11 protein-coding genes and 1 pseudogene are annotated in these 15,277 nt (G+C 64.0%); 5 read left to right on the forward strand and 7 right to left on the reverse strand.

What is annotated here, in order from left to right:
- The 4 genes and pseudogenes from J7I79_RS21685 to catA all read right to left on the reverse strand — a co-directional run.
- Positions 1-226 (reverse strand): annotated as a pseudogene (locus J7I79_RS21685) (isocitrate lyase); the annotation flags it as partial.
- A 280-nt stretch (positions 227-506) separates the two neighbouring features.
- On the reverse strand, positions 507-1,517 hold the full coding sequence (gene adhP, locus J7I79_RS21690) for an alcohol dehydrogenase AdhP (RefSeq protein WP_214956954.1): 1,011 nt from the start codon (positions 1,515-1,517) through the stop codon (positions 507-509).
- A gap of 1,274 nt (positions 1,518-2,791) precedes the next feature.
- Positions 2,792-4,075, reverse strand: coding sequence for a benzoate/H(+) symporter BenE family transporter (locus J7I79_RS21695; protein WP_214956916.1), 1,284 nt, complete (start codon positions 4,073-4,075; stop codon positions 2,792-2,794).
- A 107-nt stretch (positions 4,076-4,182) separates the two neighbouring features.
- A complete protein-coding gene (gene catA / locus J7I79_RS21700) occupies positions 4,183-5,079 on the reverse strand; it encodes a catechol 1,2-dioxygenase (protein ID WP_214956918.1) in 897 nt (298 codons plus the stop codon).
- A gap of 321 nt (positions 5,080-5,400) precedes the next feature.
- Between catA and benA the strand changes: the two genes are divergently transcribed.
- The 5 genes from benA (at position 5,401) to J7I79_RS21725 (ending at position 12,773) form a co-directional block, all read left to right on the forward strand.
- Positions 5,401-6,783 carry a benzoate 1,2-dioxygenase large subunit gene (gene benA / locus J7I79_RS21705; protein WP_214956920.1) on the forward strand — a complete coding sequence of 461 codons (1,383 nt, stop codon included), beginning with the start codon at positions 5,401-5,403 and terminating at the stop codon, positions 6,781-6,783.
- Between the two features lie 36 nt (positions 6,784-6,819).
- Positions 6,820-7,356: a benzoate 1,2-dioxygenase small subunit gene (gene benB, locus J7I79_RS21710; protein ID WP_214956921.1), complete on the forward strand. Its 537-nt coding sequence runs from the start codon at positions 6,820-6,822 to the stop codon at positions 7,354-7,356.
- Between the two features lie 124 nt (positions 7,357-7,480).
- Positions 7,481-9,052, forward strand: coding sequence for a benzoate 1,2-dioxygenase electron transfer component BenC (gene benC, locus J7I79_RS21715; protein WP_214956923.1), 1,572 nt, complete (start codon positions 7,481-7,483; stop codon positions 9,050-9,052).
- Complete coding sequence (locus tag J7I79_RS21720; protein WP_214956925.1) at positions 9,052-9,879, forward strand: 1,6-dihydroxycyclohexa-2,4-diene-1-carboxylate dehydrogenase; 828 nt, start codon at positions 9,052-9,054, stop codon at positions 9,877-9,879. Before benC ends, J7I79_RS21720 begins: the two co-directional genes overlap by 1 nt.
- 62 nt (positions 9,880-9,941) lie before the next feature.
- Positions 9,942-12,773, forward strand: a complete 2,832-nt coding sequence (locus J7I79_RS21725) for an AAA family ATPase (RefSeq protein WP_214956927.1) — start codon at positions 9,942-9,944, stop codon at positions 12,771-12,773.
- A 50-nt stretch (positions 12,774-12,823) separates the two neighbouring features.
- On the opposite strand, the gene catC is transcribed toward J7I79_RS21725, so the two are convergent.
- From catC to J7I79_RS21740, 3 genes are read right to left on the reverse strand one after another with little or no spacing between them, the layout of a single operon-like run.
- Entirely contained in the window at positions 12,824-13,102 is a 279-nt protein-coding gene (catC, locus tag J7I79_RS21730; protein WP_214956929.1) for a muconolactone Delta-isomerase, read from the reverse strand.
- A gap of 25 nt (positions 13,103-13,127) precedes the next feature.
- Positions 13,128-14,231 carry a mandelate racemase/muconate lactonizing enzyme family protein gene (locus tag J7I79_RS21735; RefSeq protein ID WP_214956931.1) on the reverse strand — a complete coding sequence of 368 codons (1,104 nt, stop codon included), beginning with the start codon at positions 14,229-14,231 and terminating at the stop codon, positions 13,128-13,130.
- Positions 14,231-15,172 (reverse strand): LysR substrate-binding domain-containing protein, encoded by a 942-nt coding sequence (locus J7I79_RS21740; RefSeq protein ID WP_214956933.1) that lies wholly within the window; start codon positions 15,170-15,172, stop codon positions 14,231-14,233. The genes J7I79_RS21735 and J7I79_RS21740 overlap by 1 nt, the downstream gene beginning before the upstream one ends.
- Between the last annotated feature and the right edge of the window lie 105 nt (positions 15,173-15,277).

Consider the following 15,277-nt stretch of genomic DNA (forward strand, 5'->3'; position numbering starts at 1 on the left):
TGTACTTGCCTTCCTTGTGCTCGGAGGTCAGCTGCTTCCACAGCTTCTCGGAGCCGCGGCGGGCCAGCGTGTGTTCTTCAGAGACACGGCCGCGGAGTCGGACGACGTCCGTTGCCTTGTAGTCACGGGTCACACCTTCCCAGCGGGGGTTGGCGGCCCACTCGCTCTCCAGGGCGGCGGCCTGCTCTTCGGGCGTCTGCTGGGTGGGCTCAAATGCTGCAGTCATCATTGTCTCCTTGATTGTGCCCCAGGCCGTGTCTTCGTGCCTCGTGGCAGTTCTGGTCAGCGGATCCGGGGCTGTGTTGCACCGCTTTGCAGCTGCAAGGCGTTCTGAGTTCGGGCCGGCGGGCCATCCGGGACGCATCCGCCGACCCGAACTCCAGTGGTTCTTGATCTGTTCGTTTCGCTGGACAATCAGCTCCCGACAGCGGCGGTACCACAAAACGCCTGGTGAGACACCACGGTCGCTGGCTGCTCCTGTAGGGACTGGTCAGTACTTGATCGGGTCAGTACCTGATGACGACGCGACCGTCGATCTTGGCGTGCTTCATCTCGTCAAGGACGGCGTTCACCTCGGAAAGCTTCCGGGTGGAGACGGTGGGGTGGATCTTGCCCTGGGCATAGAAGTCCAGTGCCTCCTCCAGATCCTGCCGGGTTCCCACGATGGACCCACGGACGGTCAGGCCCTTGAGCACGATCTCGAAGATCGGCGCCGGGAAATCCCCCGGCGGCAGTCCGTTGAAGACGATGGTGCCGCCACGCCGGGCCATCCCGATCGCCTGCCCGAACGCGGACGGATGGACTGCGGTCACCAACACGCCGTGGCAGCCGCCCGTTTCGCGCTGGATGACCTCGACCGGGTCTTCATGCAGGGCGTTGACGGTCAGTTCGGCGCCGTGCTGCTTCGCGAGGGCCAGCTTGTCATCCGCAATATCCACCGCCGCGACTCGAAGGCCCATCGCGACGGCGTACTGGACGGCAATATGGCCTAGGCCGCCGATCCCAGAGATTGTTACCCACTGGCCGGGCCGGGCCTCGGTCATCTTGAGTCCCTTGTAGACGGTCACGCCGGCACAGAGCACGGGCGCGACTTCCACGGGGTCCGAACCGGCCGGGATCCTGGCGGCGAAGCGCGAGTCCACCAGCATGTACTCGCCGAAGGAACCGTCAACGCTGTAGCCGGCGTTCCTTTGCGCTTCACACAGCGTTTCCCAACCTGTCCGACAGTACTGGCAGTCGCCGCAAGCGGACCAGAGCCAGGCATTGCCCACCAGATCGCCAACGGCCAGGTCCGTCACACCCTCACCGAGGGCCACCACCTCGCCGACACCCTCGTGGCCGGGGACGAAGGGCGGCGACGGCTTGACCGGCCAATCTCCTTCCGCGGCATGCAGATCGGTGTGGCACACACCGGTGGTGAATACTTTGACCAGTGCCTCGCCGCGCCCCGGGGTGGGAACGGGAAGGGCCTGGATCTGAAGATCCTTGCCGAATTCAGTTACTACGGCTGCTTGCATCGTCGTCATTGTCGATTTTCCTTCGTCGTTTGTACCGGCAGAAAAGGACTGCACGGACAGGAAGTGGAGCGGTAGCCAAGCCGATGTCCCTTGGTATGCGGGGGCAGGTAGTTCAACGTCCTGGACGGAGTGGGCGCCCTGCCGGAGGACAGTGACTGCAGCGGGACCTCAAGGACCGGGTAAACGGGTGAGGCGAACGGATTTGTTTGGGGCGTGGATAACCCCGTCGGCGTGCCGGTCCGCGTCTTGTCGTGCAATGTCACCTGCACCGTCTTGGTTTGCCGTGTGAAACACGAGCATCGTTCCACCGTTGGTGTGAGCGGGAACGACGGCCGTTGTCCTCAGCTTAGGCACGGGAGGGTTGCGATAGGGTTGCAGTCCTGTGAGTCAGCTCACGGACGCTGGTGTGTTCCGAATTCGGATTCCAGACGCTCCAGGTCAGCAACCACGGCGGCCCGTTCGCAAATCGAGCTTGGTTGCACCAACGGGCGGCTACCTCGGACGCCGATGATGGCTTCCGAGGGGGCGCTGTGGTTCGTCCGTTCGTCGTGGCGCGGAGGGCCCGCACGGGAAGCGCACGAACGCGCGACTAGCGCGAAGATCTGATCAGGCCTTGGCCAGCGGCAGTACCAGCATGTAGCCGGTCGGCAGATCTGCTGCGTAAGACAAGGTAGCCGGACAGGATCCATTGGACTGGCAATTGCAGGTGAGAGACCGATTGAAGATCTTGGAGCCCGTCCTTCCCGGGGCAACCAGGGAACTGCTGCGGCGTGCTTGCACTGCATATGCGGCAGCTGTTCGGACGTCATTTGGAATGTCGCAAAAAGAAGGTGTGGACAATGTCCACACCTTCGGGTTCGGATCGGGTCGTATATTGGTCGGACTGGGACGGATTGCCCATGTTTTCAGGAGTTCCCAGTGTTTGCAAGGGCTGGAGTCCGGTTCGAGTCCCACCTCGGGCACGTGGTTTCCCTGTTCATGGGCTTGTGAGCCTCTGAGTGTGGACAAACTGTTCACTTATGGCCCCTTCGGGGGCCCATTTTGTTGGCGACCAGCTGCCTCCTTTCGTGTGTGGATAGCGGTGTCGCTCGTTATCTGTTCATGGCGGATAGGGCCGCTCCCTGCATGACCTGGCGCCGGCTGGCAAGTTTCTGGATCTCCGCAAGCGATCAACAGTTGAGCTGTAATTGCAGGAAGATGCCTAGCAGGGTAGAGGAGCCAAGAGTGGGAAGCGGGTGCTGCAGGCGTCAGACGCGCCGTTGGTGATTTTGGCGTTATGACTTGGCGTGGTCCGCGCGTTCAAGCAGTCGGGACACCGTGTAGCCGATGACGAGGCCCCAGAACGCCGGATGGATGTTGAAGAGATTCATGCCGGACATGGTCACGACGAATGTCACCAGGGACCCCAGGGTGAAGGCTGTGGCGAAAGCGGTCACAAAGGCTTGCTGGAGGGCTCGCAGCATGGCAATGCCCCCCAGGGCCAGGATGAATTCCTTGGGCGCGGCGAGCATGAGACGGGTGAGGGTGGGAGCCAGGAGGGCGCAGATTATGGCCAGGATGCCGTACACCACGGCGGCTGTGTACTGGCGCTGCCTGCTTCCCGAAGCGGTCATGAGGGCGTTCGTGGGGCCGGTCACGCAGGCTGAAACAGCGCCGCAGCAAGCGTTGAGCAAGGAAAACGCACCCGAAACGATGGCGAAGACATTGATCGGCGGATTGTGGCCGGCGGCACGGAGAACGGCGACGCCCTGGCCATTCTGAACGAACAACACGGTGAGGGCCAGGGGAACAACCAGCTCGAGCTGGGCAGCCCAGGTGAACTCAGGAAGGGTGAAGACCGGGATGGCAAGAACCGGTCCGCTTTCCCGGAGGGAAAATTGGCCACTTGCCGCCACGGCAAGGCAACCAACCACAAGTGTGCCGAGCACCGGCGGAAGGAACCTGCCCAGGGCAGGAACGGCCGAGAGGACCAGGAAGACGGCCACCATCGGGACAGTCACCACAGGGTTCGCCTGGGCCGAGACCACGACGTCGGTCCCGAATTTCAGGAACACAGCGGCCACCATGGCCATGATGATCGGCATCGGGACGGCGGCCATGATCCGGCGAACCATTCCGGTGGCACCCAGCGCGAGGATGAGCATGCCGGACGTGAAGAACGCTCCGACCACCTCCGGAAAGGACAAGTGCTGCAGGGACGGGCCCAGGAGCACCGTGCCGGGAATGGACCAGGCGAAGCCGAGGGGCTGGCGATGGAGGAGCGACATGAACAGGGTCGCCGCCCCGCCCGAGAAAAGAATGCCAAACACCCAGGACGCGAGCTGGCCCTGAGTAAGTCCCCCCGCCGTTCCAACGGCCAGGGTGACCGCTATTGGGCCGGAGCCGGAGAAGATGAGGCCGATCACCCCGTTGGAAACATAGGGCGTGCCCAGGTCCCGGAGGAATTGGCGCACTCCGGCGGGACGAACCCCCGGGCGTTCAAGCAGCGGTCGGGACTCCGGAGCCGCAACGGCTTCCGCGTGGGGCATGGCGGGCGAAATCTGGCGGGATCGCGGCATTCTGGCTCCTGGGAACGGCGGAAGAAAACCGGCGCCCCGGAGTTGGCACTCCGGGGCGCCGTCCGTGCAAGGGCCGAGGCGCCGGCACCGATTGCGGGCGGAGGTTCTTACTTGTGCTGGCCTTCCTTGGCGAGAATGTAGCCATAGACCACTTCTTCGCCGGACTGGCCGTCCGTGCGCAGCCGCGGGTCCAGCATCAGCTCGGGCTTGACCGCCGATGCGATGTCGTCGGCGTTGTGAGGATCGCCGGGGAAGTACAGCTGCTGGGTTACAGGCTGGAAGTCGGGCGCGGAAACCTTGATGTGGATGTGCGCCGGGCGCCAGGCGTGCCACCCGGCCGCGTTGATCAGCTGCCCGCAAGCTCCGTCCGTGGGAATCTGGTACGGCGCCGGGCGCATCGTGTTGATTTCGAAGCGGCCGTCGTCGTCCGCCTTGACCGTGGCGCGGAAGAGCCACTCGGGGAGGCCCGGGGCGTACTGGGAGTAGAACCCGGCGCTGTCCGCATGCCAAATTTCCACCTGGGCACCCTGGATAGCATTGCCTTCGGTATCAGTAAAGCGGCCCGTGAAGTGCAGCGGAGTGCCCTCCTCGTCCTCGCGCATCTCCACGGTGCCAGGGCTCTGGAGCACAGGGGAGCCGGGCACGTAGTAGGGTCCCTCGATGGTGCCCACGGTGCCAGGACGGTCCTGGGAGTTGACGTCCTCGACAGTGTGTTCCAGCCACACGTCCAGGAACAGCGGCCATTCCCCGTCTGTCCCCACCTTGATCAGCCACGCCTTAAGTGCGTTGTATTCCTCGTAGGTGACCTCGTGTTCGACGACAATGTCGTTGGCGGCCTTGATAAGTGCCCCTGCCAGCAGGCTCACCCTCTCCTTCGGCACATCCACCTGCGCGAGCTTTCCTGAGGAGGTAAAGCGCTCGGTGGCCTTTGAACCGGCTTCGACGGCGGTGCCCTCGTCCTCTTTACGGGCGTCCGCTTGGGTGTCAGTCATGGTGTTCTCCATACTCTTCGTTGAACAGGGGAGGAAGGGTTCCTGCACCCGCTGCGAGCCTCAGCGCGCCAGGGTTTTATCCCGCGGTGACGTGGCTGCGCGTGATGCCTGTCTCATGATAGGCCTCGCGATAAGGACGCCACAAATATCGATTTAGCCGCTTTTTAGTCATGAAGCCTACATAATCGCACCCTTGGTCGAACCTAGGTATTTGCCTGATGTGAGTGCGGTCACGATAGGACAGGATTGCCTGACAACGTCCCCCGTCGGCGCCCGCGGCCGGCTCGGACCTCCCGCCAAATTTGTACAGCACTCTCCAATGAAGGAGCAGCCATGACCGAGAACCTGACCCATGTCCGTGAGGTCCTTTCCGACGCCGTGATCGACGACCGTGAGAACGGCGTCATCCGGGCCAAACGCGAAATTTTCACCGATGAGGAGATTTTCGAACTGGAGATGAAGCACATCTTCGAGGGCAACTGGGTTTATCTCGCCCATGAGTCCCAGATCCCGAATGTTGGGGACTACTTCACCACCAACATCGGCCGCACGCCTGTTGTGATTACCCGCGACAAGGACGGGAACCTGAACTGCATCGTCAACGCCTGCTCCCACCGCGGCGCGATGCTGTGCCGCCGCAAAACGGACAACCGCACCACCTTCACCTGCCCGTTCCATGGCTGGACCTTCAAGAACTCCGGTGAGTTGCTGAAGGTCAAGGACTCCCGCAGCGCCGGCTACCCGGAGACTTTCAACAAGGAGGGCTCCCACGACCTCACCAAGGTTGCCCGCTTCGACTCCTACCGCGGGTTCCTCTTTGGTTCCTTGAAGGCGGACGTGCTCCCGCTCGAAGAGCACCTGGGCGACGCCACCAAGGTGATCGACTCCATCGTGGACCAGTCCCCGGAGGGACTCGAAGTGCTGCGCGGCTCATCCACCTACACCTATGACGGCAACTGGAAGGTGCAGGCCGAGAACGGCGCCGACGGCTACCACGTCACCGCCGTGCACTGGAACTACGCTGCCACCACCGCCCGCCGCAGCGCAGGCGACTCCGCCAACAAGACCAAGGCCATGGACGCCGGCAAATGGGGCAAGGTCAAGGGCGGGTTCTATTCCTACGACCACGGACACCTGCTGCTGTGGCAGGAGTGGACCAACCCCGAGGACCGCCCGCTGTGGGACCGCCGCGAGGAGCTTGTGGCGAAGTACGGCGAGGAGATGGCCAACTTCATGATCAACATCTCGCGGAACCTGTGCCTGTACCCGAATGTCTACATCATGGACCAGTTCTCCTCCCAGATCCGGCACTTCCGCCCCATCTCCGCGGACCAGACCGAGGTCACCATTTACTGCATCGCACCCAAGGGCGAATCCCAGGAGAACCGCTCCAGGCGCATCCGCCAGTACGAGGACTTCTTCAACGCCACGGGCATGGCCACCCCAGACGACCTCGAGGAGTTCCGATCCTGCAACAAGACGTACTGGGCCACCTCGGCGCCGTGGAACGACATGACGCGCGGGTCCACCCATGAGATCGCAGGCCCCGACGAGCAGGCCCGGGCGCTGGGCATGACCAGGGTCATAGCATCCGGGGTGCGCACGGAGGATGAGGGGCTCTACCCGATCCAGCACGGGTACTGGAAGGAAGTCATGGACCGGGCTTTGGTGGAGGCGGAGCGCGCCACCGCGGATGCCGTTCCCGTCACTGCCTGACTCCGTCCACGTCGAACCAGAGAGAGTGCATAACCCATGATCAACCTGACAAAACCCGCTGCGGCGCTCAAGACCGCCGAGGAGATCGCCACGCTCGAAACTGTCCGTGCCTTCCTGTATCGGGAGGCCCGGCTGCTGGATGAGCGCCAATTTGATGACTGGCTCCGGTGCTACCACCCGGATTCCGAGTTCTGGATGCCCGCATGGGACGTCGACGACCGGCTGACCGAGGACCCGCAAAACGAGATCTCGCTCATTTACTACGATAACCGCGGCGGCATTGAGGACAGGGTCTTCCGGATCAAGACGGACCGGTCCTCGGCCACCTCCCTCCCGGAGCCCCGCACCGGGCACAACATCACAGACATCGAGATCGTGGAGCACGACGGCGACCAGGTAAAGGTGCGCTTCAACTGGTTCACCCTGTACTTCCGCTACAACACTACGGACACGTACTTCGGGACCAGCTTCTACACGATCGATCTTGCCGGCGGGGAGCCGGTAATCATGAAGAAGAAGGTCGTCCTCAAGAACGACTACATCCATCACGTGGTGGACGTCTACATGATCTGACGGCCCCGTGCCGGTGCCCGGCATTTCCCCGGCACCGGCCTTGACCGTGTCAAAAACCGTGCCCGTCGGGCACATCCACACTTTCCCGGGTCGCGACGACGCGATCCCCAGCCAGGAGGAAATCATGGGCCACAAAGTAGCCCTCAGCTTCGAGGACGGCGTCACCAAAGTCATCAAGGTCGGCGACTACGAGACCGTGATGGACGCCGCGTACAAGGCACGCATCAATATTCCGTCGGACTGTCGTGATGGTGCCTGCGGCACCTGCAAGGCCTTTTGCGATTCCGGTTCCTTCGATCCGGGCGACTACATTGACGACGCCATGACGGAGGAGGAGCTCGAAAAGGGCTACATGCTCACCTGCCAGGCAGTGCCGGAGTCCGATATGGCCATTCAGATCCCTGCCACGTCGGAATCGGCGAAAACATCGGCCACCACCTTCACTTCCACCGTGAAGGAGCTCAGCAGGCACACGGAAACCACGGTTTCCTTCATCTTGGACGTGGAAAACCGGGATGGTCTGGCCTTCCTCCCGGGCCAGTACGTCAACCTCAAGGTCCCCGGAACCGATGCGGAGCGTTCCTATTCATTCAGCAGCGGCCCCGAGGTGAACGACGCGTCGTTCATGGTGCGGGTGACGCCCCAAGGTGCGATGTCCGAATACCTGCGCGACAGGGCAGCGGTGGGCGACGCCATCGAATTCACGGGTCCCTACGGCTCGTTCTTCCTACGCGAGCCCAAGCGCCCCCTGCTGCTCCTGGCAGGCGGTACCGGCTTGGCCCCGCTCTTGTCCATCCTTGAGAAGCTTTCCGAGAATCCGCCGTCGGTACCTGTCCACCTGATCTATGGTTTGACCCGCGAGGCGGACATCGTTGGCCTGGACTGGCTGCGCGAATATGAGGCGAAGCTGCCCGGCTTCACATGGGACTACATTGCGTCCGAACCCGGCACGTCTGCTCCAAACACGGGCTATGTCACCCAGATCATTGCGCCCTCGCACCTGTTCGACGGCGATGTTGACATCTATCTTTGCGGGCCGCCTCCCATGGTCAATGCCGTGTCGAAGTGGCTGGACTCCGAGGGAATCAAGCCTGCCAACTTCTACTTCGAGCGTTTTGCCCCGAAGGAGACCACCGGCGGCGACGCGGAGACCGGTGCGCCGACACCCGTGGAGAAGATCGAGGCTGAAGGCGACACCATGAGCCGCAGCGAGGCAGTCTCGTCCTTGGAGACCGGCCGGCTGGATTTCCGCAAGGAGGACAGCTTCGCCCAGCTTGACGCGCGCATGGGCCTGGAGCTCGCAGTGAGCGAGCTGATGCTGGGCCGGCTCAGCCAGGAGCAGCTGCACCAGTTCCGCCGGCTCGCCGAGGCCACCACGCGCTCTGTAACCGGCGGCACCATCCATGACCCGGATGAGTTCGCGCGGACCAACGAGGAGTTCCATGAATACCTCTTTATGGTCTGCGACAACCCCATGCTGCTCGAGTCCTACCGCCGGCTCGACGTCCACGCGCAGATGGCGGCGGCTTTCGAGGCCGGAACCAGCATCTTCACGCGGGTCAGGCAGGACCATCTGGATATCGTCGACGCCTTCGAGCGTCAGGACAAGGCACGGGTGCGGGAAGTCATTACGTCCCATGCACACGACGCCAAGGACACCATGGCCCAGGCGATCGATGCCAAGGCCAGCCACTGATGACGCAGCCGTATGCTGGACAGTTCATTACGCCGGGCCGCTATGCCGGCAAGGTAGCTCTTGTGACCGGCTCCGCCCAGGGCATTGGCCAGAAGGTAGCGGAGCGGATCGGGGCCGAGGGCGGCGCCGTTGTCCTCGTGGACCGGTCCGACCTGGTCCACGGGGTGGCGCAGGGGATCGAGGAGGCCGCCCAGGTTTCCGGTTCAGGAGGCTCGGCTACCTCGGTGACCGCAGATCTTGAGACCTTTGCAGGTGCGCAGCAGGCCGTGGAGGCTGCGCTGGCCGCCCACGGGCGGGTGGACGTGCTGGTCAACAATGTCGGCGGCACGATTTGGGCCCGTCCGTACGAAGAGTACGACGAGGAGAAGATCGAGAAGGAGATCCGCCGATCGCTTTTTCCCACCCTCTGGACCTGCCGGGCTGTGCTGCCGGCCATGCTGGAGCAGGGCTCCGGCACCATCGTCAACGTTTCCTCGGTGGCCACCCGCGGGCTGCACCGGGTGCCCTATGCGGCGGCGAAGGGCGGAGTGAATGCCTTAACGCAGTCGTTGGCAATGGAGGTGGGGGGACGCGGCATCCGCGTGGTCGCAACCGCCCCGGGGGGCACCGAGGCACCGCCCCGCAAGGTCAAACGGGGGCCGGAGGCCGAATCCTCCACGGAAAAGGCCTGGTACCGGGTGATCGTCGACCAAACCGTGGATTCTTCCTTTTTCAAGCGCTACGGAACCTTGGACGAGCAGGCGGCGCCGATCGTTTTCCTTGGATCAGATGAAGCGTCTTACCTCACCGGATCCATTCTTGCAGTTGCTGGCGGGGATCAGGGCTAAGCCCACCGGTGATGGATTCCCGCCGCCAAGGCCGTGCGGTCCGCTCCAGTAGGATTGCGGTTATGACGACGGGCTTCCTCAGCGGTGAAATGGCGGAGGACCTTCCGCTCGTTGGCCGGCGGGGGGTCTTCGAGGAGCTGTTGGAGATTCTCCGCACTGTCCGCAAGGGAAGTGTGGGCGCCGTCGTGATCTCCGGGCCGGCGGGGTCCGGGAAGACCGCAGTGCTCGATTTGTTCCTTGAGCACTGCCGCACCGGGGTCCGGGGTGTCCGCGTGCTGTCCGCCATGGGCGACGACTGGGAGGCTCAGTTTGCCCTTGCGGGTTACTCCCAGCTGATGCTCACGACGCCGCTTCGCTCGGCAAAGGATTACGACGGCGGCCCGCCCGTTCCCCCTGGCCCCGTCGCGTCGCTCACGCCGGGCCAGGTGGTCAATTACGCTTCGACGCTCAGCACCCACCTCGAAGGACTGCAGTCGCACGGCACCGTAGTTGTCGCCGTCGACGATGTTCACAAACTCGACACCGAGAGCCTGCGCATCCTCACCTTCGTCATGCGCCGGCTGCACGGAAAACGGATCCTGTTCCTGCTAACGATCAACCCCGATGACGCAACACGTGTCCCCGCAGGTGCACTGGACTTCCTTTCAGGTCATCAGGTCACCCGTATCCCGCTGGATCCGCTCACGCCGCAGCAGGTCCAGCATCTTGCCCGGACGACGCTCGGCATCGACCTTAGTTCCACGGCGGCCCACGGGCTGGTCCAGCACACCCGCGGAATCGCGCAACCGGTCGTAGAGCTGCTCCACGAGTTACCAGCGGAGGCGTGGCAGACGTGGTTTCCCTCCCTGCCGCCGACCTCCAGGGTCCGCGCCCGGATGCGCAGCGTCCTGGCGGCGGCGTCTCCCGGGCTGGTCTCTGTGGCAGAGTCTGCGTCCGTGCTTGGACGCAGCGCGGGGCTGGCAGAGGTTTCCCAGGTCAGCGGGTTGGAATCGGTCATGGAGGCACTTGACGAGGGGCACCGGGCAGGGTTGCTGGGGCTGACTGTGGATCAGGCCCGTTCTTCCGTTGTGTTCTTTGAACCAGGCACGGCCGAGGCCATCTACGAACAGATCGTCCCCAGCCGGCGCATCGCGCTGCACCGGCTGGCAGCTGAGGCCGTGCAGCCCGAGGGTGAACGTCTGGGCCACCGCGTCTCAGCAACTCCCGGGGCAGACGAGGCCCTTGCCGAGGAGCTGGAGGAGTACGCCCGCGGCCAGGCCCTGCTGGGAGTGTGGCAGGATGCCTCGACGGCACTGTTCTCCGCGTCCCGGCTTTCCCACAACATCCGATCCCGGAACGACAGGCTGTTGAGAGCCGTGGATGCCCTGGTGGGTTCCGGCAACATAGCCCAGGCGCAGATGTGGAGCGCGGCAGTGGACGCCCTGCCATCCTCACCGCTCCGCTCCTCCGTCCTGGGGTACCTCTCCACTGTGTCGGGACAAAATGACAGCGCGCAAACGCAGCTGGAGATGGCCTGGCGCACCTGCAACCCGCATCGTGATCCCGCGGCCGCCGCGCAGGTGGCGCAGCGCTTCGTCCTGCACGGGGTAGCGTCCTGGGACGGCCCGCTGATTACCGGCTGGGCCGAACGGGCTATGGAACTTACGCAGCCGGGAACCCCCGCGCACGTTGAGTCAGAGGCAATCTACGGCTTGGGCCTGTATGCACAGGGCCGGCTCGCGGAGGCGGAGGCCTCCTACCACCGGGCCTTCGAACATGCTGCCGAGAACGCCCAAAAGCAGCGGCTCCAGATGGGTGCCGGCTGGCTGGCATTACGCCTTGACAACGTTGAGTCAGCGTTGGTGAACTTCGAGGCGGCCGCTCCCACTGAGTACCGTGGCGGCTCGATGCGGATTTCCCTGTGGGCCGAGGCGTGGCTGGCGCGTACCCACCTGGTGCTTGGAAACTGGGATGCGGCTGCCGCCACCGTGGCGCGCGCATCCGTCCGCCTCGAAACCTCGCGAATGCCGCTGATCCGGCCCCTGCTGTACTGGACTGCCGCGGAGCTTTGGTCCATGCGCGGCGACTGGGACCGGGCCCGCTACTACGTTTCGCAGGCAGCGGTGCAGCCGGGGACCTACCGGGCCATGCAGGTGCCGGCAAGCCTTGCCCGTGCCCGCTTCCACGAGGCGCGGGCCGACTACGAAAGTGCTTTGGCGGTGCTGCAGCCGCTGACGGAGCTGGACCCCTGGACTGAGAACCGGGTGTCCTTCTGGCCCTGGCAGGACACCTACGTCAACGCCCTAGTCATGACCGACCAGCTCGACGCCGCCGACTCGTTCCTCACCGCGTTTGAACGTGTGCCTCGAGAGCGGGAAGTGCCATCGGATCTGGCGCGGATGGCGTGGGCGAGAGGCCGGCTCGTGGCCGCGCAGGGGGACCCTGACACTGCCAGGGAACACTTCGAGGCGGCCCTGGGCCACCTCCGCGGGCTTAATCGGCCGTATTTGCGGGCCCGGGTTAGCTTTGCCTTCGGCCAGAGCATGCGCCGGGCGGGCAAACGGCGTTTGGCGTCCTCGGTTCTGCGCGTGGCCCGAGACCTGTACGACTCCCTGGGGGCGGCCACCTACGTCGAACGGTGCGACCGTGAGCTCAAAGCGACAGGTCTCGACGTCGGTCACCTGCCCGATCCGGCCGACCCCGTGCTCATGGCGGCCAGCGACCACCACATTCAGTTGACAGCGCAGGAACGGTCGGTGGCCGAGCTGGTCGCGGCCGGGGCCACCAACAAGGAGGCGGCCCGCGCTCTGTTCGTTGCGGAGAAGACGGTGCAGTATCACCTGACGCGGGTTTACCGGAAGATGGGAGTCCGTTCCCGCAGCGAACTTGCGGCTGCGTTCCGGGCCACGGACTGAGCCGGGACACAGCTTGTCCTGATGTAAGCAGGTGTAACTTGACCTGGCGTCTATTTGACATCGGACGGGTGCTTGGCGAGCGGCACTACCGAGATGTCCATGAAAGGGAACAGCGGAAGGTTTTGCAGGAGCTCATGAAGTTCGTCGTTCGAATCGACGTCGAAGATTGAGTAGTTGGCGTATTCCCCCACCACCCGCCAGATTTCCGGCCACTTTCCGGAGTGCTGCAGCGCCTGCGAGTAGGCCTTCTCCTTGGTCTTGATCTCGGCGGCTTCAGCGGCGGGGAGGTCGGCGGGCAGGTTGACGTCCATGTGGACAAGATATTTCACGGATGTACTTTCGTAAGGTGGGATGTTATCGGTCTGAGCGGTACAGGGAGAGCTTGCCTTCATCAACAGCTGTGCCTACGCCCGGTCCCTCGGGAACACGGATGCGACCGCCGGTGATGGCCAGGGGCTCGGCCAGGAGATCGTCGGCCATGTCCAGGTAATTGGACAGCTCCGCCGCCCGCTTGGCGGTATGGGCGAAGGCAGCGCCGAAGACCACCGAGGCGGCCGTGCCGACCTGGGTGTCGATCTGGTTGCCGATATAGACGTCGATGCCCATACCCTCGGCCATCCCAACGATTTTGGCCGCCTCGGTAAAACCGGACCGTGCCGTCTTGACAGCCAGGAGGTTCGCGCCGCCAGTGAGGATTTCCCGTGCGGCCTCACCTAGATTGGCGGCAGACTCGTCCGCGGCGATGGGGATGGGGGAGTTCGCCACGAGGCGACGGCGCCCGAGGACCTCGCGGGCGTCGTCGGGCTCCTCCAGGAACTGCAGGCCCAACTCCGCCGTGCGCCGCAACACGTCGGCGGCCTCGTTGGCGGACCACCCGCGGTTGGCATCCATGTATAGCTCAGCGTCCTCGCCAAGGCCATCCCGCAGTACCCGGGCGGCCTCGATGTCGAGGTGAAGGGGACGGCGCCCGGTCTTGAGCTTGAACGTGTTGATGCCATAGGTCTCGCGGAACTCCAGCGCTAGTGCCAGCAACTCCTGGGCAGGCTTGAAGCCGAGCATATGGGCGACCCGGAGCGAGTCGGTGTACCCGCCCAGCAGCTTTGTCACCGGCTGCCCCAGAGTCTTGCCAATGACGTCCCACAGGGCGATATCCACGGCCCCCTTGGCCGTCTGGTTGTGGACGGTCCGGTTTAGGATTTCCTGGACTTTCTCCCGGTCAAAGATGTCGACCCCGATCAGCTGCGGGGCAAAAATGTCTTCCACTACCGCGACGATGGACTTCTGCGTCTCACCATAGGTGTATGGGCGCGGCGGTGTGTCGGCAGTGCCCACCACTCCGTCGTCTGAGCGAAGCCTGATGAGCACATGGTCTGCCTCGTGCACGGATCCGGAGGCGAAGTGCAGGGGGTGGAGATAGGGGATCGAGTAGGGGATCGCCTCAATGGTTGCGATCTTCATCAGCAGGTCAGCCTTTCATGAGTGGGAAACGGCGCGGGACCGGGGTGCGGGGGCAGGCGCCCGGGCTCTGCAGTCGCGGTATCCACGACTTCCAGGAAATTCTGCAGCAGGGCTGAGGGGTGCCCGCGCATCCAGGCGACCGCGAGTTCCACCGAAGGGACGTTTTCAATTTCCCGGTAAACGACGCCTTCGAGTTGGATGGCCCGCACGCTGGATGGCATGACGGCCACCCCGCCCCCTGCGGCCACGAATGCCAGCATCGTGGAGGTCTCTCCCACCACCTGGGCGATGCGTGGCCGGAAGCCGGCCTGGCGGCACAGGTCTGACGTGGTGCGGTAGAGCACGGATTCGGGTGCATAGGCGATGAAGTCCTGGTCCTGCAGTTCGTGCATCGCCACGGTCCGGTCTACCGCGAGGGCGCTGAATGAGGGAAGCGCGACGACGAGCGGCTCCCTGGCCACGATCCGGTAGTCGATGTCGGGGGAAGCAACGGGGGGGCGCAGCAACGCGGCGTCCAAAGTACCCTCCCGCAGCCCGGCTTCCATGGAGGGTGTGAGCATTTCGCCGTGCAGCGCAAGGGACAGGCCCGGCAGGACCTGCTTGGCAAGGCGGGCGATCTGCGGCATGACGCCGTAGGTTGCCGACCCTGAGAAGCCCACCCTCAGGACGCCGGAGGCGCCCTTGCCCACCTGGGACACGTCGGCCTGAAGTGTGGCTAACTCGTTGACGATCTGCCGGCCGCGATCCAGCAGGAGCTGGCCCGCCGCTGTGAGGTCCACCCTCCGCGTGGTGCGGTTGAGCAAGCGGACTCCCAACTGCTCTTCCAGCTGGCGGATCTGCTGGGATAGAGGTGGCTGAGCCATGTGCAGGCGTTTGGCCGCGCGGCCGAAGTGCCGCTCCTCGGCAACCGCGATGAAATAGTTCAACTGCCGAATGTCCAACGTGGTGCCGTCCTTCCGCCCGACCGGCCCAGCCGGTGGTGCCCTGGGCGCATTATTGATTCAAACAATAGCCATAAAGAGCCCTACTAGTATATTCAGCCGGCG

The sequence above is a fragment of the Arthrobacter sp. ISL-69 genome (genome assembly GCF_018613775.1).
Taxonomy (GTDB): Bacteria; Actinomycetota; Actinomycetes; order Actinomycetales; family Micrococcaceae; genus Arthrobacter.

Coding starts and splice junctions, on each gene's coding strand:
- J7I79_RS21695 (WP_214956916.1), bottom strand. CDS start 4,075: ATGCCGCGATCCCGCCAGATTTCGCCCGCCATGCCCCACGCGGAAGCC.
- benB (WP_214956921.1), top strand. CDS start 6,820: ATGATCAACCTGACAAAACCCGCTGCGGCGCTCAAGACCGCCGAGGAG.
- J7I79_RS21725 (WP_214956927.1), top strand. CDS start 9,942: ATGACGACGGGCTTCCTCAGCGGTGAAATGGCGGAGGACCTTCCGCTC.
- J7I79_RS21720 (WP_214956925.1), top strand. CDS start 9,052: ATGACGCAGCCGTATGCTGGACAGTTCATTACGCCGGGCCGCTATGCC.
- benA (WP_214956920.1), top strand. CDS start 5,401: ATGACCGAGAACCTGACCCATGTCCGTGAGGTCCTTTCCGACGCCGTG.
- adhP (WP_214956954.1), bottom strand. CDS start 1,517: ATGCAAGCAGCCGTAGTAACTGAATTCGGCAAGGATCTTCAGATCCAG.
- J7I79_RS21735 (WP_214956931.1), bottom strand. CDS start 14,231: ATGAAGATCGCAACCATTGAGGCGATCCCCTACTCGATCCCCTATCTC.
- benC (WP_214956923.1), top strand. CDS start 7,481: ATGGGCCACAAAGTAGCCCTCAGCTTCGAGGACGGCGTCACCAAAGTC.
- catA (WP_214956918.1), bottom strand. CDS start 5,079: ATGGAGAACACCATGACTGACACCCAAGCGGACGCCCGTAAAGAGGAC.